Source organism: Rhodococcus sp. 06-1474-1B, from assembly GCF_002258885.1.
Classification (GTDB): domain Bacteria; phylum Actinomycetota; class Actinomycetes; order Mycobacteriales; family Mycobacteriaceae; genus Rhodococcoides; species Rhodococcoides fascians.
This window is the reverse complement of record NZ_NOYR01000034.1, coordinates 1-17,536: the sequence shown is the minus strand read 5'-3', so window position 1 is coordinate 17,536 and position 17,536 is coordinate 1. Positions and strand designations below refer to the sequence as shown.

Here is a 17,536-nt window from a genome sequence, read left to right as displayed (position 1 = left end):
TCAGCCGCCGAGCACCGGGGGTGCGACGAGTGGCAGGTCACCGATCAGTTCGCTGCCGTTGCCCACGTCGATCAAGTAGCCGGGAGTGGTGTGTTCGCCGTCGTTGTCGCCGGTGCCACGACCTCCCGCCGCGCCCATACCGCCCACTCCGGGCATACCGTGAGCCCCTGCTCGACCGGCCGCCGCCGCACTCGTGCCGCCCGGGCCGCCGCTGGAACCGCCGGAACCGATCGGAGACCCGAGAACAGAGCCGCCGTAACCTGTACCGGAACCCACACCGCCGGCGGATCCGTTGTAGCCCGAGCCGCCGTAGCCCGAGCCGCCGTAGCCTGAGCCGCCGTAGCCTGAGCCGCCGTAGCCGGCACCCGGGGATCCTGTCCCCGAGGAACCGCCGCCTCCCACGTTGCTTCCGAGTCCCCCGGGAGCATTTCCGGGGCCACCGGCTGCGGCGGCCCGGGTCTCCCCGGACCGATCTGCAGGCGGCAGCGGTCCGGATGGACTCGAACCCGGTTGCCCGGGGCCCGATTGTCCAGGCGTCGCGGTGCCGGCATCGGTCTGCTGCGCGGCCGCCTGCGCTGCGGGATCGGGGGTTCCTGCCGAGCCTGCGCCCCCACCGGACGTCGCACCGCCGCTCCCACTGGCGGCCGGGAAACTGCCTGCCGGGAAACCGCCTGCCCAGCCGCCGGTGGAACCACCGCCTCCGCCGTCGACGGGATTGTGCGCCGTTGGCAATACCGGAACGTTGGTGTCGGACAGCACCACGCCCGGTACGTACACCGATCGCATGATCCGACGCGCTTCGTTCTGCTGCTCCTCCTGCACTGCCGTCGCCGTTTTGGTAGCGAACGGAACGGGGAGCAGGGAACCGATCAGGGTGCTGGCCTCGGACGCGACCACCGGCGGCATTCTCGACTTGGTCTGCTCGAATCCCGCGTGTGCTTCGAGCAGCTTGTTCCCAATCAGGCTCATCGACGTGGCCAGCGCGGACGCCGACGAGACGTAATCGCCTACGCCGCCGCGCACGGCGTCGGACATCGGCCCGGACCAGCCCGACGCCATGGCCGCCTCGATTCCCGTTCGGAAGCCGTCGGATCCGGAGCCGGCGGCGGCCGAGAGGTCGTTCCAGTTCTTCGACGAAGTCGCAATGGGACCGATGGCCAACGACCCGACCATGCCCGCGATGTCCTCGTGTGACATCACCTCGAACGGTTCGGTGATCGTCACTTCGTTGGGTTCGTAGTCACCGCGGTAGTCGAATGCCCCGTTCGCTTTCTCGAACGCCTCCCCGAGCATGGTGCCGACGAGCTCGGGCCCCACCGGGGTCACGAATATGTTGGTGACTATCCCGTCGATCGTCGCTTCGAGTTCCTCGTACGGATTCGCCATGCCCACCCCTTGCCACGCGCCTGTCCCCCCGACGAACTGTTAGACGCGGTGCGCAGTGGTTCGGTTCCGCAGCCACTCGAGAATTTCCTCGCTGGCCCGTACGCCGGAGGAATCGGTGACGGTCAACCCGGGGCGGGTGAACCCCAGCAGTTCGAGCTCGCCGTGCCGCGGCCTAACTGCCTCGTCGGCGGCCATGAGCATCTCGGCGTCGAGTGCGCCGTCACCGGCAGCGAACACGCCGGCCTCGGCATCCAGGGAACCGTCCTGAACCAGCCTGGCACGGACCTCGGCCACGGCGGAGCTCTTGCACACCGCGTTGGGCATCGTGTAGATCTTGCGACCCTGCTGGGAGACGTTCCAGTCGCGTGCCGCGCACCACTGCGACCAGTCCGAGACGAAGTCCGGCGGGACGGCGGTGACGTCGACGACGAGGTAGCAGAACAGGCCGTCGGCCTCGCGGTATTTGAGCACCCAGTCTTCGGAGACCCTCGATCTCAACTCTGCGCCGATGCCGGCCAGGTCCAGATCGAAGCCCTTGCGCCAGGCCGTATCCGGCTCACCGTCGACGAGAATGTTGCCACCGTTGCTGGTGATGGCGTACCGCCACGGGGCACCCGGCAAGTCGATGCGCTGGAACTGTTCGATGGTCCGCGTCGTCGTCGGAACCACGGGGACGCTCTCGCTCAACCCGCGGAGCAGCGACATCGACCGAGTGCTCATGTACGACAACGGTTTGCCCTCGTACACCTCCACGCACTCGAACGTCTCGTCCAGGGGCACACCGAGCGCGCCTTCGGAGAAGATCATCGTGCGATCGAGGTCGACGGCGACGAGGGCGCTCACGAGGCATCCTCGGTGGAGACGTTCTTGATCAGACCCATGCACGAGTAGGCGAGGTCGGGTACCACGTCGACCGGTACTCCCCTGGCTTCGGCGAGCATCCGAATATGTTGGTGCTCCGGAGCATTCGCGTCGCGCACCAACACGCGCCACGGTACTCGGCGTAGCAGCACCCGCGTGGTCTCGCCGACACCGGGCTTGACGAAGTTGACGTGCGAGATGCCGTACTCCTGGCGGACCTTCTCCACCGATGCCCATCCCGACCAGGTGGGAGTCCTGTCGGACGCGAGCACCGACGACACCGTCTCCGCGACCTCGTCACGCACGTCGTCGAATCGAGCCGTCACCGCGTCGAGTAGATGCCGCGACACGTCGTCGGGTGCGAGATCCGCATAGTACTTCGCGCCGTGGAAGTCTCCGGGACGAATCAGGCTGTCGTTGAGCACTGTTCGCGAAACGAGGCCCGAGACGGTCGAATTCAGGCAGGCCGAGGCGATGAGGAAGTCGTCTCGGGTCCCGTAGGTGCGAGCGCAGTGTCCGGGATCGGCGAGCACGGCCAGATCGTCGTCGAAGTCCGCCCCAGGGAAGTCGCTTAGTGCCGCTGTGAGTTCGCGTGCAATGGCACCTTTGCCGGTCCAGCCGTCCACGAACACCACCGAGCGTGAATCGTGGTGCTCGGCGAGGTAGCGCAGAGCGACGCTGTCGATACCCCGATCACGCACGATCGAGACGGCGTAATGCGGTATCTCGATGCCGTGGGCGGCGAAAGCCCAGCGCCGCATCAGAATTCCCACCGGAGTACCGGCCCGCGCCAGTGATGCGAGCACGATGTCGTGTCCGCGCTCGGCGAGCACCACCTCGGTGACGGTTCCGACGGCGACCGCGAGCCGCGCCGCACTCTCGTGCAGTACCTTCTCGAACAGTTCGCGATACGCGAGATCGGGTTGGAATTCGACCGGCAGCGATTCGGCATAGTGCGCCGTGCCGGCCTGAATCGCCCTCTCGCGCTCCGCCGTTGCCGCTTCCAGCGAGATCCCCGACAGGTCTTTGAGTAGCCAGGTCACCTCGTCCGGCGCGTACGAGCCGAACTCGGGCCCACGCAGCGGACGGGCACGTCTGGCGATCTCGAGCGCCTGCGGATCGGCACCGGTGACGACCACGACCAGCACGTCGGTGCCCGCCGCCGCGAGTGTCCCCGCCGCGGCGGTGAGTGCGTCGGTATCTGCGGGGGCATCGGCGACGAACACCAGGGTCGAGTCGGCCGGCGCGTCGGCGTTGTAGAGGTAGCGCAGAGAGGATTCGTCCTCGGGTGCTGCGAATTCGAAGCCCCGGCGCAGTGGGTAGCCCGCCACGTCGAGTACGTAGGCGGGCGAGCGGGTGGTCGTCTGGAACAGTGCGCTGTGTCCGCGTCGTTGCAGCGCTGCCGCCAGGCGTAACGGCAGGTACATCAGCTCCTCGTGGCCGACGACCACGACGGCACCCGAGTCGGGGAGCGACGCGTCGACGGTGGCCGCGACTGCTTCGATCGCGTCGTCGAACCCGGCTGCATCAGACCTGAGGAAGCCGTGGCGGCCGCCGTCGGGTAGAGCTGCGGGCCAGTGCGCGTCGATGCGGTGTACCGAACCAGGTTGTACAGCAATCGGATTGAACGTCGGATCGGGAAGGTCCAGTACCGTCTCCACGAGCCCGGGTGCCAGCTCGACCGATCCCTGAGCGAGGCTGACGTTGTCGATCACGACGCCCAGTTCGGCGGCCGTTGCTGCGGTCGCGTCGAGATGCTCGGCGGTACGCATGTCCACCAGGGATGCGATGACGTAGTGGGAACGCGCAGCCGTGGAATGGATCTGGCGGAGCGCATCGAGTGCGGTGGCTCCGGTCGAGATCTCGTCGTCGACGAGAACGAGGGGTAGTTCGCCGCCGAGCAGGTCCGCCGAGGTCGGCATCAGCAGATGGTCGGTGGCGTGCGAGTGCCCTTCCTCGAACTCTCCGTGCACCGTCATGCCCGGGACCGTGCGGCGGGTCGAGTGCACATAGCAGCGCGCATCGAGGGCGGTTGCCACCGTGTGACCCAATCCCGTTGCCGTCTCGGCGAATCCAAGAACATCGACGTCGGAGCCGCCGACCGCCGCAGCGACCAGGCCGGCCAATTCATCGCCGGCACCGATGACGACGTCCGGATCCACGGGTATGTGTTTGCCGAGCACAGTGGACACCAACAGATGTGCCCGTCGGGGATTGCGGCGTAGGCCGGGACGCACCAGTTGTCGTGCCGTCCACGACGACGAGGAGCCGGTGTCGGTCAGGGCGATGCCGTCGGCCGGGTTGTCGGTCATCGCTGAGCCAGCGCCGTCAGTAGGTCCACGAACGTGATCCCTTCGTTGGTGACCCCGAATGCCCGGGCGCGAACCATCGTCTGTTTCGCCCAATTGCGATGTGGTCCCAGCTCGTTCATCTTGTTCCGGTAGCCGGAGGCCTGCGCGCCGCCCTGATCGGAGGCCAGAATGTCGAGGGCGTCGTGGTATTCCTCGTGCGTCACTGCGGACAATGCGTGCACGGCAGGAACGTGGGATGGATGGATGACCGTCTTGCCCTGGATACCGTTGGCGCGGTCGAGGGCGACCTCGCGCAGCAGTGCGTCCAAGTCGCTGCTGACCAGTTGCTGCCGGAAGCGCACGGCCTCCTGGTCGACGAACGGCGTCTGGCGCAGCAGTGGCCGGAACATGCGTTCGTGGTCTGCGAAGTACTCCCACACCGGCCCGGTGATGACGAATCCCGATCCGTCGTTGCGGCCCAGGTGATTGACGATCGCGCTGATGACGTCGGCTACGACGCGGACGTCGTAGATCGTCAGGTCACGGTCGCGGCGAATGCCGAAGGTGCCGCACATGTCGGTGGCTCCGATGCGGACGGCCAGCACGATGTCTCGGTATTTTCCCAGTAGTTCTCGGATGGCAACGAGTTCGGTGTCGCGTGTTTCGCGGTGGACCACCTCGGCCGACTCGAGAACCGGCATCGCCAACAAGCGGGTGTCGTGCGCGGTGGATGCGGCAAGAATCTCGTCGAGGTACTCGGCTCCGGTTGCCGAGGTGAACTTCGGTACGACGAAACCGGCAAGTCCAGCGGCCCCAGGAGCGAGACCGGCGCAGACCGTCCGAATCTGTTGGGCCGTGCGGGCTCGGACGAACACCAGTGCATTCGAACCCGAGAGTTCGTTCAGAGTTCGGATGGTGTTCTCCACCGCGTACTGCAGATCATGATCTGCGACTGCATCTTCGAGATCGATCACGATCGATCGAACGCCCTCGTCGGTGCGCTTGTGCACCGTCGCGGTCAGGTCCGCACGGGTCGCGGGGATGTACAGCGTTGCACCGAGTGCTGTTGCTACGACGTTGTTTCCGTCGCTGACCGCGATGTCCTCCGGCTGCAGGAAGAACATGCGTTCGCGGGTGTCGGCGTCGAGATGGCGAAAGTGTTGCACCATGATCCTTCGTGTGAATGCGGTCGGTGCTAGCTGCGCATGCGTTCGATCACGCCTGCGATGAAGTCCGAAATGGTAGCCAGATCCTGCAGATATGACCAGTAGTCGGGATGGGTACCCGTCAGTGCGTTGCTCGCCCTGTCGATCCGGGCGAGCTGAGCATCCAGCACCGAGCCCCATTCGGCAACCAGACCGCGATTGATCGCGAGTTGTTGAGCGTCACGAAGTTTGAACCGGACCTTGTTCTCGGTCTCGCTCGGATCGGCTTTGACTGCGCGCAGCAGGCGAACACGATCGGTGACGGCATCGACCAGGTGCTCGGCATCGGTCAGGTGCGACCGGGCCTGGGCGACGAGATCCAAGGCCTGCTCGGGGTTGCCCGTGTCGAGCGCCGAACGGGCCGCTCGCAGATCCTCGTCGGCCTGTTCGATGTGGCGCACACTCGATCGTTCGTTGTGCGACAGATCTGCCGAACTCTTGGCATTGAATTCGCGAAGCAAACTCGAGAAGGCCGGCGCGATCCCCTCGGATCTCGTTCGTACGGCTTCGATTCGGGTCCGCACCGAGACCAGTGCGGTCCGGGCCTCCTGCTGGCGTCCGGGAGCCGAGCGAACCGCCTCGCGCAACGCAGTGGATCTGTCCCGGACGACGGTGGCCTGCTCTCGCGCACGCAGCGGATCCCGTCGAACATCGTTCAATTGTGTTGTGGCGGCATCCAGTTCGTTCCAGGCCTGCCGCAGTGATGGATAGGTGGCGTACTGCTCGTCGACGGTGGACCGCGCAGCGTCCGCCTCGGCCAGTGCGTCCTGCACCAGGCGCGGGGTGGCCGCGAACTGTGCCGAGGCGTGCTCGAGAGTGCTGCGATGAGCCTCGTAGAAACGATCGACGGCGACACTGGCGTCGTGGAGCAGTCGCGTCGCGTTGTCGAATGCCGACCTCGCGGCGGCAGTGGTGATTCCGTCGAACTGTTCGACGGCAGCGAGATACGCCGCTCCCGCGTCGAAACACAGCTTCTCGGTATCGAACCATCGGCGGGCGAGTCCGTCCTCCGGACGCAGCGCGGTGGATGCCTCGACGCCGGCGGATGCGATGGACTGTCGCTTGTCCATGTCGAGAAAGGCGGCGACAGCGGCGTCCTGGGAACGACGCGCGGCGGCGTCCGATTCGGAACCTCGGCGAAACACCCCAGGCCAGCGACTTGTCACCTGTTCGATACTACCGACGGGAACCTCCGCATCACCGCGCTCGTTGGTCGAGTACGTCCAGAAACCGGACATTCCCACTACGGTTGTACCCGTAACGGGAAACCAATTGCGAAAGGACCTCTCAATGGGCGTCAGCCTCAGCAAGGGTGGCAATGTCTCGCTCACCAAGGCAGCACCGAACCTGACCGCGGTCGTGGTCGGCCTCGGTTGGGACATCCGCACGACGACGGGCACCGACTTCGACCTCGATGCCAGCGCCATCGCATTGAACTCGACGAAGAAGGCCCTGAGCGACGGGCACTTCGTGTTCTTCAACAACTTGAAGTCTCCCGACGGCTCCATCGAGCACACCGGGGACAACACGACCGGTGAAGGCGACGGAGACGACGAGCAGATCAAGGTCGATCTCGCCGCTGTGCCGCCGGAGATCGAGACCATCACGTTCCCCGTGTCGATCTACGATGCGGACGCTCGCTCGCAGTCGTTCGGTCAGGTGCGCAACGCGTTCATTCGCGTCATCAACCAGGCCGACAACTCCGAGCTCGCTCGCTACGACCTCAGCGAGGATGCCTCGACCGAGACCGCGATGGTCTTCGGCGAGCTGTACCGCAACGGCGCGGAGTGGAAGTTCCGCGCAGTCGGCCAGGGCTACGCGTCCGGACTCGCAGGCATCGCCCGGGACTTCGGAGTAAACGTCTAGTAAAGGCACTCCCAAGATTGGGGATACCCCCGCCTCGTCATTCATGATGGGCGGGGGTTTTTCCGTTTCGTCCCCCAACTTGGTCGCGCCTGCGGGCTCTGCTCCTAGCCAGAAAGGCCACTGACGTGGTTATGAGAATCTTCGGCTGGTCGATTGCGGTCACCATCGTGTCCGTCATCGTGGCCTTCTTATACGGCGGACTCGAGGCGATGATTCTCGTCCTCATCCTCGGCGTGCTCGAAGTGTCCCTGTCCTTCGACAACGCCGTCATCAACGCCACCGTGTTGCGACGGATGAGTGAGTTCTGGCAGAAGATCTTCCTCACCATCGGCATCGTCATCGCCGTGTTCGGCATGCGGTTGCTGTTCCCGCTGGTCATCGTCTGGGCCGCGTCGGGCCTCGGTCCGGTCGCCGCCATCGACCTGGCACTCAACCCGCCCGCCGACGGTGCCGCGACCTTCCCGGACGGTTCGCCCAGTTACGAAACGCTCCTCACCGACGCACATCCACAGATCGCAGCCTTCGGCGGCATGTTCCTGCTGATGCTCTTCCTCGGCTTCATCTTCGAGGATCGCGAGATCACGTGGCTGAGCTGGCTGGAGAAGCCTCTCGCCCGGATCGGTCGCCTCGATCAGCTGTCCGTTGTCGTCGCGGGCCTGCTGCTCGTGCTCAGCGCCGAATTCCTCGCCGACGACGACAAGATTTCCACCGTCATGGTCTCCGGTGTGCTCGGCATGATCACGTACATTGCCGTCAACGGTCTCGGCGAACTGTTCCACATCGAGGAAGAGGGCGAAGAGTCCTCCGGCGGCCCGAGCGAACTGGCGAAGGCGACCGGCAAGGCCGGTTTCTTCCTGTTCCTCTACCTCGAGGTCCTCGACGCGTCGTTCTCGTTCGACGGTGTCATCGGAGCCTTCGCCATCACCGCGGACCCGATCATCATCGCGCTCGGCCTCGGCTTCATCGGTGCCATGTTCGTTCGCTCGATCACGGTGTTCCTCGTTCGCAAGGGAACGTTGTCGGACTACGTCTACCTCGAGCACGGCGCGCACTGGGCCATCGGTGCCTTGGCCCTCATCCTGCTCGTGTCGATCGGCGTTCACATCAACGAACTGATCACCGGCTTCGTCGGAATCCTCTTCATCGGTGCCGCACTGATCAGCAGCATCCGACGCAACAAGCGTCTCGAGAGCGAAGGCGTGGACACCGAAGTCCACGTCTGACCTACGCTCTCGAACCGCAACAGCTCGAAGACTTACAGCTCCGAGATGTCGACGAGTCCGTCCTGCAGGGCCCGGGCCACCAGGGCGGCCTTGGTCGGGGCGGACCGTCCGACAGAGGTGTATTTCGCGCGGATGCGCGTCAAGTGGGTGTTGACGGTTCCCAGTGACAGGAACAGTGCCTTGGCGACCTCGGTCTTGGAGTCGAGGCGAATCCAGCAGAGCAGTACCTCGATCTCACGGTCGGTCAGGCCGGGCCGCGTGGGGAACGTGTCCAGCTGCTCAGTGGGCGGCACCAGGCTGATCAGACCGCGAGCGAGCGGTGCGGCAGAGATGGAGTCGCTGTGTTCCGAGGGCATGGGATCGAGCAGTGCGGACATCAGTTCTCCCGAGGGCCGAGGCAGGTTGAGACGGTCTAAACCTGAGCCAACTCATTCTCACAGGTCGATCACAGACTCGCTGCCCTGATTTCTATGGGCATTTGAACCGTCAACTCTGACGATGCGTCATGAGTCGCGCTCCAACCGGTCATCAGTCCTGCGAGGGGAGCTCGGGCATCGGGAGCCACCCGTCTTCGACCGCGCGTTTGTACAGATCGGTTTTGGTCGGTGTCGGACGCCCGGCCTCGGCGTATTTGTTGCGGATACGCACGAGATAGTCGTTCACGGTCTGTTCCGACAGTCCGGCCAGGCGGGCGACGCGTCCTGCCTTCTCGCCCGACGCGTAGAGGGCAAGTACCTCGCGTTGACGTGGGCTCAGACCGACGTCGGGCAGTTGTGGATCGCCGTCGATCGCCGCGGCCCAGTCCGTGGTGACCACCTGCCCGCCGCTCGCGGCTCGCCGGATCGCGGACACGATGGCCGATGCGGGCGCGGACTTGCGCACCACGCCGAGCACTCCCGCGCGTGCAGCGGACCGAACCAGGAATGCGTTCTCGGCACCGGTGTACACCAGCACTCGTGATCCCGCGGCGTGTAGCTGTTCCACGTTCGAGCGCGGAGAAGATCCGTCGCCGAGGCGCAGATCGAGTACCACCAGGTCGAGCTGCTCTCGGTGGGCGAGCAATTCGTCCACGGTGGAGGCCATGATCACGAGATCGAGATCGGGTTCGTCCGCCAGCATGGCCTTGAGGCCGAGCGCGACGGATTCGTGGTCCTCGATCAAACCGATCCGACGTACCGCGGCAGTGCCGTCCTCGGTACTTCCCTGAGATTGCGACACCTGTGCCATGTTCCCGCCCCGCTCTGCGCGCTATTTCCCCAGCGCCCTGTTTCCCGAAGCGCTAGTGCCTCGGTGATGCCGTCACAGATGTCGTCGACGAACGAGGCGACGTTACCGACTCCGAGTCGGTTTCGCCCGGTTGGGCAAACCGCAGGCGAGCGCGGGCGAACATCACGAACAGCACCACCAGCAGCAGCGCTCGCCCCCACACTCCGACGAGTACGAAGAATTCCTCGTCGTTGGCGTCGACGCCGGAGGCCAGCGCAGCGAAGTACTTGAACACGCCGATTCCCATCGACAGATCGACCACCAAGTAAGCGACGACGATTCCCCAGGGGACCCGAAGCAACACGAGGAAGGGAAGCAGCCACAGCGTGTACTGAGGCGAGTGCACCTTGTGCAGCAGCATGAAGCCGCACAGCATCGACCCGCTCACGGCGACCCAGGGATAGGTGCCGATCACGTTCGCGCGCCGGAAGCCGAGCCACAGCGCGATCGCGAACGCGACGAACACCAGGAGCGGCGAGGCCACGTCGACGACTTTCTGGAACGACGCTTCGGCGTCGTTGTACGCGTCGGGCGTCATGCGGTCGTTGACGTAGAGGTGACGCAGCCCCCAGTACCAGATGGAGTTGGTCGTCAGGTCCGCCTGGCGCAGCGACTGGAAGGTGAAGGACGCGCGCCAGCCCTCGTAACCGATGACGGCGAACGGCAGGTTGACCGCGACCACGGTGGCGATCGCGGCTCCGGCGACCTGCAGGCCGCCGCGTATGTCGTAGCGGCCACGGACGGTCTCCGGTTTTTCTCGACCGTTCGTTCCGCCGGTGACGACATAGGCAATGAGCGGGAGCACGAACGCGCCCGGATAGATCTTGAGGCAGAAGCCGATCGCCAGCAGTACCGAAGCCGCAATTGCCTTGCGCCGCAATGCAATCGGCAATGTCATGACGAAGATCGCACCTACCGCAGAGGCGACGACCGGTAGCTCCCAGTTGTGGAAGGCATACATCACCAGGGGTGGGGAGATGGACCACAGCAGCGCCGGCCAGCCGGCCATCCGCCCGAGCATCCAAGCGGTGAGAAGCCCGAACGGCGCAAGGATCAGTGCCGAGGTCAACAGGAACTGCGCGTCGGTGTGGGCCGGGATCGCGCCGAGCCACATCAGCAGACCGCTCAGAACCGGATACTCGACCGTCCCTCCGGTGAGGATTCCGTCGCTCGTGATGGCCCCGTGGATGTAGGGAAATATGTGATTGTCGATATCGCGACCGAGCCACAGGAACTGGATGTCGGAGTAGCAGACGGACGAGTCCTTGATGACGTCGAACACCGTGCTGCGTCCGGACTCGTCGAACGGTGCGACGGCGCAGCGGGCCTTGTTCAGATATCCCAGAATCAACCCGATTGCTGCCATCGCGACGACCACGACAACCGTCGTCGGACTGGCGCGGACCCCGGATCGCATGGTGCAAGAGTATGACGAGCGAATGCCCGACTGTGCGCCCAGAGGGAATTAGCAGGTCAGGGCCCTCTCGTGTATCTTCGAGGGGTTGCTGACGCAACGACCCTCCTGCCACGGATAGTCCGTGGCCGTTTTCACTAGTCCACAGGAGGTGATGAGGTCTTATGCGTCATTACGAATTGATGGTCATTCTCGACCCCAATCTGGACGAGCGCACTGTCGCTCCGTCGCTCGATACGTTCCTCAACGTCGTTCGCAAGGATGGCGGCACCGTCGACAAGGTCGATGTATGGGGCAAGCGTCGTCTGGCTTACGAGATCCTCAAGCATGCCGAGGGCATCTACGCCGTTGTGAACCTCAACGCCGAGCCTGCCACCGTCAGCGAGCTGGATCGTCAGCTCGGACTCAACGAGTCCGTGTTGCGTACGAAGGTCCTGCGACAGGGCAAGTAATTGTCGGTGTCCGGCCCTAGGCTGGCACTCACAACGCTTACTACTGAAAGAGGAACCATGGCAGGCGAGACCGTCATCACCGTCATCGGAAACTTGACGGCTGATCCAGAACTTCGATTCACCCCCGCCGGTGCGGCAGTTGCCAACTTCACGGTTGCATCCACCCCGCGCACATTCGATCGTCAGACGAACGAATGGAAAGACGGCGACGCGCTCTTCATGCGCTGCAACATCTGGCGCGAGGCAGCGGAGAACGTTGCCGAGAGTCTGACCCGAGGCTCACGAGTGATCGTGAGCGGACGGCTGCGGCAGCGTTCGTACGAGACGCGCGAGGGTGAGAAGCGGACAGTCGTCGAGCTCGAAGTCGACGAGATCGGACCTTCACTTCGCTACGCCACCGCAAAGGTCAACAAGGCCAATCGCGGTGGAGGTGGCGGCGGAGGCGGCTTCAACTCCGGCTCGGGTTCCTCCGGCGGATCGGGCGGCGGCCGCTCGAACTCCTCGTCCAACTCCGGTTCCGGTGGAGACGATCCCTGGGGCAGTGCCCCGGCGGCGTCGGGCTCCTTCGGCGGACGTGGCGGAGACGAAGAGCCACCGTTCTAGATCCTTCGATCGAGAACAACCAGATGTAACGGAGAAAGACCCATGCCCAAACCGCCATTGCGCGACAAGGTGCTCAAGAAGAAGGCGTGTTCCTTCTGCAAGGAAAAGAACACGGCGATCGATTACAAGGACACGACGTTGCTGCGTAAGTACGTCAGCGATCGCGGAAAGATCCGTGCTCGCCGTGTCACCGGCAACTGCGTCCAGCATCAGCGTGACGTGGCCGTTGCCGTGAAGAACTCGCGTGAGGTAGCACTGCTGCCTTACGCCGCGACGGCTCGATAGAAAGGGGCGATTGGTATGAAACTGATCCTCACCGCTGATGTGGACAACCTCGGTGCGCCTGGCGACACCGTAGAGGTCAAGGACGGCTACGGCCGTAACTTCCTGCTGCCCCGCGGATTGGCCATCCAGGCCACCCGTGGAGCTCAGAAGCAGGTCGACGGCATTCGCCGCGCTCAGGAAGCTCGGGCCGTTCGCGGCCTCGAGCACGCCAACGAGCTGAAGCAGGCCATCGAGGGCCTCGAGTCCGTCACGCTGTCTGTCAAGACTGCCGGCGACTCGGGCAAGCTGTTCGGCTCGGTCACCGCGTCGGACGTCGCTTCTGCACTCAAGGCTGCCGGTGGACCGGTCGTCGACAAGCGCAGCATCGATCTGCCGAAGGCTCACGTCAAGAGCACGGGCAAGCACGACATCGTCGTGAACCTGCATCCCGACGTGACCGCCAAGTTCAAGCTGGAGGTCGTCGGAAGCTGATTTTCAGCTTTCGGCCCGAAACGGCTGCAAGAAACCCCACGAACTTCGGTTCGTGGGGTTTTTTCGTGCCATCTCACAAAATTCAACTGTCACAACGGTTTCCAAATTGTGAAGGATCTCTCTCGGTGCCACCTTCGGCCGAGGTTTGCGTACCCTTTACTTGGGGGCGACATTCCAAGCCGGAACACGATCGACCGACCTGACGCCTAGACGCCCGGAGGAACTGCCGTGACAACGACAGCAGAGCACGATTCAGAACCCAGTCCGAAGACCCGATCCGAGCCGCCGTCTCGGGTCGGGTCGATAATCAAGTACGACCTACCGGCCTCGCTGGTCGTTTTCCTTGTGGCAGTGCCACTTTCGATCGGTATCGCTGTCGCCTCCGGCGCTCCCATCATGGCCGGCCTCATCGCCGCTGTGGTCGGCGGCATTCTCGCCGGTATTCTCGGCGGATCGCCGTTGCAGGTCAGTGGTCCGGCTGCGGGTCTGACTGTGGTGGTCGCCGAGTTGGTCAATCAATTCGGTTGGGCCACAACATGTGCCATCACGGTGTTGGCCGGCCTCGTCCAGGTTCTTCTGGGCATGAGCCGCATTGCTCGTAGTGCACTTGCCATTTCGCCGGTGGTCGTTCACGCGATGCTCGCCGGCATCGGTATAACCATTGCGCTGCAACAGATTCACGTGCTGCTCGGTGGAGAATCCGAAAGCTCCGCGGTGCAGAACCTCCTCGCCATTCCGCGTTCCGTGGCCGACGGCCAATGGCCGTCCATCGTCGTCGGCGGCATCGTCGTCGTGCTGATGTTCTCGTGGCCGCGACTGGCTGGCGTGTCCAGTGTGATGGCCAAGGTTTCCAAAGTGCCTGCGGCACTGGTTGCAGTGGTCACTGCAACCGCGGTCTCGATCTTTTTCTCGCTCGACGTCGAGCGAATCGAGTTGCCGGGCAACCTCATCGAGTCTCTGAGCTTCCCGATCATGCCCGACGGTCAGTGGGGCGCATTCGCCACCGGTGTCATCACCATCGCGCTGATCGCCAGCGTCGAGAGCCTGCTGTCCGCTGTGGCCGTCGACAAGATGCACAGCGGTGAGCGCACCAACTTCGACCGCGAATTGATGGCGCAGGGTGCGGGCAACATGGCCTCCGGTGCCATCGGTGGCCTGCCGATCACCGGCGTCATCGTGCGTAGCGCGACCAACGTCAAGGTCGGTGCCAAGTCTCGTGCGTCGGCGATTCTGCACGGCGTGTGGATCCTGATCTTCTCGGTGCTGTTCATTTCGATCGTCGAGCTCGTGCCGTTCGCGGCGCTCGCCGGGTTGCTCGTGATGATCGGTGTGCAGCTCATCAAACTGGCCGACATCAAGATCGCCAACAAGACCGGTGACATCGCTGTCTACGCAGTCACGGTGCTGGGTGTCGTGGCGCTCAACCTGCTCGAGGGAGTGCTGATCGGCCTGGCGCTCTCGATCATCCTGGTTCTGCGACGCGTGGTGCTGGCGAAGATTCGGGCCGAGGAAACGGTCGACGGAACCTGGCGGGTGACGATGGAGGGCTCGCTGAGCTTCCTCGCGCTGCCGCGACTGACTCGTGTGTTGGCCACGGTGCCCGCAGGCACGTCTGTCACCGTCCATCTCGGAGTCGACTTCCTCGACCATGCTGTGCACGACGCGTTGAACGAGTGGGTCCGCCAACACGAGGCGACCGGTGGTTCCGTGCGCGTCGAGGAGGTGGGCACGGCGTCGATGGCTGCGGCCACCGAAGGGCCACCGCGGCGCGGATCTGCCACGGTGCGCAGCTCGTTGGCACCGTGGCGGGCGTGGCAGCTCAAGAGCGACGACACGCAGGAGGATTCGCCTGCCGCTCTGCGTCCGGTGTTGAGCGGAGTGGCCGAATACCACCGCACTCATGCCCCCAACATTCGTCCGCACCTGGAAGGACTGACCGAGTCTCAGGACCCGGACACGCTGTTCCTCTGCTGCGTCGACTCACGCGTCATGCCGAACACGATCACCAGCAGCGGCCCCGGTGACCTGTTCACCGTGCGCAACGTCGGCAACATGATCCCCACCCAAGGTCAGGACTGTTCGGTGGAGGCAGCTCTTGCCTTCGGCGTCGACGAAGTGGGTACGTCGTCGGTTGTGGTGTGTGGCCATTCCGGTTGTGGTGCCATGAAGGCCATTCTCGGCGGGGCGGAGAACGCCGCCGACCCGTCGGTGGCCGAGTGGCTCGGGCACGGAAGAGCCAGCCTGGAGGCGTTCCGCAGTGGGCACGCGGTGGGCCGTCAAGCGGCGGAGTTGGGCTTCGGCGAGGCCGACCAGCTCGCGATGGTCAATGTGGCGGTGCAGCTGCAGACGTTGACCCGTCACCGGGTGGTGGGACGCGCGAACGCGGAGGGTCGTCTGCGGATCACCGGTCTCTTCTTCGACATCCCGTCGGCCCGGGTGCTGCAGATCGGTACGAAGGAGATCACTGTTCTCGACCCGGCGCTGTGCCCGCAGAAGGCCGATCTCTGACGGTCTGTTCGAGCGAAGTACGAGGGCCCGATTCCCGACGGGGATCGGGCCCGTCGGCTCGAAAACCAGCATTAAGACTTTTTCGGTGCCAATTTCCAGCCGGTGTGACGTACTTCACCATGGAGTTCACTCGGCATTTACTCAACACGCCCGAGTTGTCAATTCGGCCGACACGCCGCCCCCAGAACGATGCACAGGCAAGAAACTTTATGTACACGCCTTGACGTGCGGGAATGGTTCAAAGTCCAAAAGTTATACCCAGGTTATCCCCAGACGGTCAACACCGTTGTTCAACCTCGTCCACATTTCATCCACAGATCCATCCACAGCCTGTGTTGTGACTCCTGGCGATACCGCTTAACGTCCCTCCAGCGTCTCTCTCGATGCCGTCGAACGGTGCCGGGGCAGCGCGGATCCGGTACCGAACAGGACCTGTCGGTGCCCGGGGGTAGAACTTGCTTGACCGCACGTCCGGGTGTTACCCGGCCGTGCTCGGACTATGGGGAGAGGACGGCCGGTTCGCGTGGCAGTTGTGGACGATCGAGGACAGTCCGACTACTCCGGCTCCTCCTCCAGCGAAGGTCCGGGCGAAGACTTCGGGCGACAGCCGCCACAGGACATGGCCGCCGAACAGTCCGTGTTGGGTGGCATGCTGCTGAGCAAGGATGCCATCGCCGACGTGCTCGAGGTGCTCCGTCCGGGCGACTTCTACCGGCCGGCACACCAGAACGTCTACGACGCCATTCTCGACCTCTACAGCCGCGGTGAGCCTGCCGACCCGGTGACCGTCTCGGCCGAGCTGGATCGCCGCGGCGAGCTCAAGCGCATCGGCGGCCCGCCGTACCTGATCACGCTGACTCAGACGACGCCCACCGCCGCCAACGCCGGGTACTACGCCGAGATCGTGGCGGAGAAGTCCATTCTCCGGCGGCTCGTGCAAGCCGGTACCCGCATCGTGCAGTTCGGTTACGCCGGAGCCGACGGTCAGGACGTCGCCGAGGTCGTCGACCGCGCACAGGCAGAGGTGTACGAGGTCACCGAGCGACGCACCTCCGAGGACTTCCTCCCCCTCGAAGAGCTGCTGCAGCCCACGATGGACGAAATCGACTCCATCGCCAGCCGCGGCGGCATCTCCCTCGGCGTGCCGACGGGATTCGCCGAACTCGACGAGATCACGAACGGCCTTCACCCTGGTCAGATGATTATCGTCGCGGCGAGGCCTGGCGTGGGTAAGTCGACCCTAAGTATGGATTTCATGCGTTCGTGCTCCATCAAGCACGGCATGCCCAGTGTCATCTTCTCTCTGGAGATGAGTCGCACCGAGATCGTCATGCGTCTGCTGTCCGCGGAAGCGAAGATCAAGCTCGGTGACATGCGTTCCGGAAAGATGACCGACGACGACTGGACCAAGCTGGCCCGTCGCATGAGCGAGATCAGCGAAGCACCGCTTTTCGTCGACGATTCGCCCAACCTGACGATGATGGAAATTCGAGCCAAGGCGCGACGCCTGAAGCAGCGCAACGGCCTGAAACTCATTGTGGTGGACTACCTTCAGCTGATGTCGTCCGGCAAGAAGGTCGAGTCGCGTCAGCAGGAGGTCTCGGACTTCTCCCGTCAGCTCAAGCTGTTGGCCAAGGAACTCGAATGCCCGGTGGTCGCGGTCTGCCAGCTCAACCGTGGTCCCGAGCAGCGAACCGACAAAAAG

Annotated in this window: 16 protein-coding genes; 8 read left to right on the top strand and 8 right to left on the bottom strand. The window is 64.1% G+C overall.

The annotated features are described in order from the left end of the window. The 5 genes from CH266_RS21795 to CH266_RS21775 are packed head-to-tail and all read right to left on the bottom strand — an operon-like array spanning position 1 to position 6,813. Positions 1 to 1,386: a PPE domain-containing protein gene (locus tag CH266_RS21795; RefSeq protein WP_094716200.1), complete on the bottom strand. Its 1,386-nt coding sequence runs from the start codon at positions 1,384 to 1,386 to the stop codon at positions 1 to 3. A gap of 39 nt (positions 1,387 to 1,425) precedes the next feature. Beyond that, positions 1,426 to 2,229 carry a hypothetical protein gene (locus CH266_RS21790; RefSeq protein WP_057474576.1) on the bottom strand — a complete coding sequence of 268 codons (804 nt, stop codon included), beginning with the start codon at positions 2,227 to 2,229 and terminating at the stop codon, positions 1,426 to 1,428. Continuing rightward, on the bottom strand, positions 2,226 to 4,559 hold the full coding sequence (locus CH266_RS21785) for a phosphoribosyltransferase (protein ID WP_094716199.1): 2,334 nt from the start codon (positions 4,557 to 4,559) through the stop codon (positions 2,226 to 2,228). The genes CH266_RS21790 and CH266_RS21785 overlap by 4 nt, the downstream gene beginning before the upstream one ends. Beyond that, positions 4,556 to 5,704 carry an HpcH/HpaI aldolase/citrate lyase family protein gene (locus tag CH266_RS21780; RefSeq protein ID WP_032367983.1) on the bottom strand — a complete coding sequence of 383 codons (1,149 nt, stop codon included), beginning with the start codon at positions 5,702 to 5,704 and terminating at the stop codon, positions 4,556 to 4,558. Before CH266_RS21780 ends, CH266_RS21785 begins: the two co-directional genes overlap by 4 nt. 29 nt (positions 5,705 to 5,733) lie before the next feature. Further along, complete coding sequence (locus tag CH266_RS21775; protein WP_032382655.1) at positions 5,734 to 6,813, bottom strand: hypothetical protein; 1,080 nt, start codon at positions 6,811 to 6,813, stop codon at positions 5,734 to 5,736. Between the two features lie 220 nt (positions 6,814 to 7,033). On the opposite strand from CH266_RS21775, the gene CH266_RS21770 reads away from it, so the two are divergent. Both CH266_RS21770 and CH266_RS21765 read left to right on the top strand, forming a co-directional pair. Beyond that, entirely contained in the window at positions 7,034 to 7,609 is a 576-nt protein-coding gene (locus CH266_RS21770) for a TerD family protein (RefSeq protein ID WP_027495074.1), read from the top strand. A 125-nt stretch (positions 7,610 to 7,734) separates the two neighbouring features. Then, positions 7,735 to 8,832: a DUF475 domain-containing protein gene (locus tag CH266_RS21765; protein ID WP_032373439.1), complete on the top strand. Its 1,098-nt coding sequence runs from the start codon at positions 7,735 to 7,737 to the stop codon at positions 8,830 to 8,832. 32 nt (positions 8,833 to 8,864) lie between these two features. Here CH266_RS21765 and CH266_RS21760 read toward each other — a convergent pair whose 3' ends face one another. From CH266_RS21760 to CH266_RS21750, 3 genes are all read right to left on the bottom strand, one after another. Continuing rightward, on the bottom strand, positions 8,865 to 9,209 hold the full coding sequence (locus tag CH266_RS21760) for a response regulator transcription factor (RefSeq protein WP_032382644.1): 345 nt from the start codon (positions 9,207 to 9,209) through the stop codon (positions 8,865 to 8,867). 151 nt (positions 9,210 to 9,360) lie between these two features. Continuing rightward, positions 9,361 to 10,059 (bottom strand): response regulator transcription factor, encoded by a 699-nt coding sequence (locus CH266_RS21755; RefSeq protein WP_094716198.1) that lies wholly within the window; start codon positions 10,057 to 10,059, stop codon positions 9,361 to 9,363. A 52-nt stretch (positions 10,060 to 10,111) separates the two neighbouring features. Further along, positions 10,112 to 11,515: a glycosyltransferase family 87 protein gene (locus tag CH266_RS21750; RefSeq protein WP_032382643.1), complete on the bottom strand. Its 1,404-nt coding sequence runs from the start codon at positions 11,513 to 11,515 to the stop codon at positions 10,112 to 10,114. Between the two features lie 161 nt (positions 11,516 to 11,676). Between CH266_RS21750 and rpsF the strand changes: the two genes are divergently transcribed. The 6 genes from rpsF to dnaB form a co-directional block, all read left to right on the top strand. Next, positions 11,677 to 11,964, top strand: coding sequence for a 30S ribosomal protein S6 (rpsF, locus tag CH266_RS21745; RefSeq protein WP_008711385.1), 288 nt, complete (start codon positions 11,677 to 11,679; stop codon positions 11,962 to 11,964). Between the two features lie 57 nt (positions 11,965 to 12,021). Continuing rightward, positions 12,022 to 12,567: a single-stranded DNA-binding protein gene (locus CH266_RS21740; RefSeq protein WP_027495079.1), complete on the top strand. Its 546-nt coding sequence runs from the start codon at positions 12,022 to 12,024 to the stop codon at positions 12,565 to 12,567. A gap of 42 nt (positions 12,568 to 12,609) precedes the next feature. After that, on the top strand, positions 12,610 to 12,852 hold the full coding sequence (gene rpsR / locus CH266_RS21735; RefSeq protein WP_027495080.1) for a 30S ribosomal protein S18: 243 nt from the start codon (positions 12,610 to 12,612) through the stop codon (positions 12,850 to 12,852). 15 nt (positions 12,853 to 12,867) lie between these two features. Then, a complete protein-coding gene (rplI, locus tag CH266_RS21730) occupies positions 12,868 to 13,323 on the top strand; it encodes a 50S ribosomal protein L9 (protein ID WP_027495081.1) in 456 nt (151 codons plus the stop codon). Positions 13,324 to 13,551: 228 nt separating this feature from the next. Further along, positions 13,552 to 15,831 carry a SulP family inorganic anion transporter gene (locus tag CH266_RS21725; protein ID WP_032382642.1) on the top strand — a complete coding sequence of 760 codons (2,280 nt, stop codon included), beginning with the start codon at positions 13,552 to 13,554 and terminating at the stop codon, positions 15,829 to 15,831. A 523-nt stretch (positions 15,832 to 16,354) separates the two neighbouring features. After that, positions 16,355 to 17,536: replicative DNA helicase (dnaB, locus tag CH266_RS21720; RefSeq protein WP_094654292.1), on the top strand; the 1,182-nt coding region annotated here is incomplete at its 3' end.

Coding starts and splice junctions, on each gene's coding strand:
- CH266_RS21795 (WP_094716200.1), bottom strand. CDS start 1,386: ATGGCGAATCCGTACGAGGAACTCGAAGCGACGATCGACGGGATAGTC.
- CH266_RS21785 (WP_094716199.1), bottom strand. CDS start 4,559: ATGACCGACAACCCGGCCGACGGCATCGCCCTGACCGACACCGGCTCC.
- CH266_RS21775 (WP_032382655.1), bottom strand. CDS start 6,813: ATGGACAAGCGACAGTCCATCGCATCCGCCGGCGTCGAGGCATCCACC.
- CH266_RS21770 (WP_027495074.1), top strand. CDS start 7,034: ATGGGCGTCAGCCTCAGCAAGGGTGGCAATGTCTCGCTCACCAAGGCA.
- CH266_RS21760 (WP_032382644.1), bottom strand. CDS start 9,209: ATGTCCGCACTGCTCGATCCCATGCCCTCGGAACACAGCGACTCCATC.
- CH266_RS21755 (WP_094716198.1), bottom strand. CDS start 10,059: ATGGCACAGGTGTCGCAATCTCAGGGAAGTACCGAGGACGGCACTGCC.
- CH266_RS21750 (WP_032382643.1), bottom strand. CDS start 11,515: ATGCGATCCGGGGTCCGCGCCAGTCCGACGACGGTTGTCGTGGTCGTC.
- rpsF (WP_008711385.1), top strand. CDS start 11,677: ATGCGTCATTACGAATTGATGGTCATTCTCGACCCCAATCTGGACGAG.
- CH266_RS21740 (WP_027495079.1), top strand. CDS start 12,022: ATGGCAGGCGAGACCGTCATCACCGTCATCGGAAACTTGACGGCTGAT.
- rpsR (WP_027495080.1), top strand. CDS start 12,610: ATGCCCAAACCGCCATTGCGCGACAAGGTGCTCAAGAAGAAGGCGTGT.
- rplI (WP_027495081.1), top strand. CDS start 12,868: ATGAAACTGATCCTCACCGCTGATGTGGACAACCTCGGTGCGCCTGGC.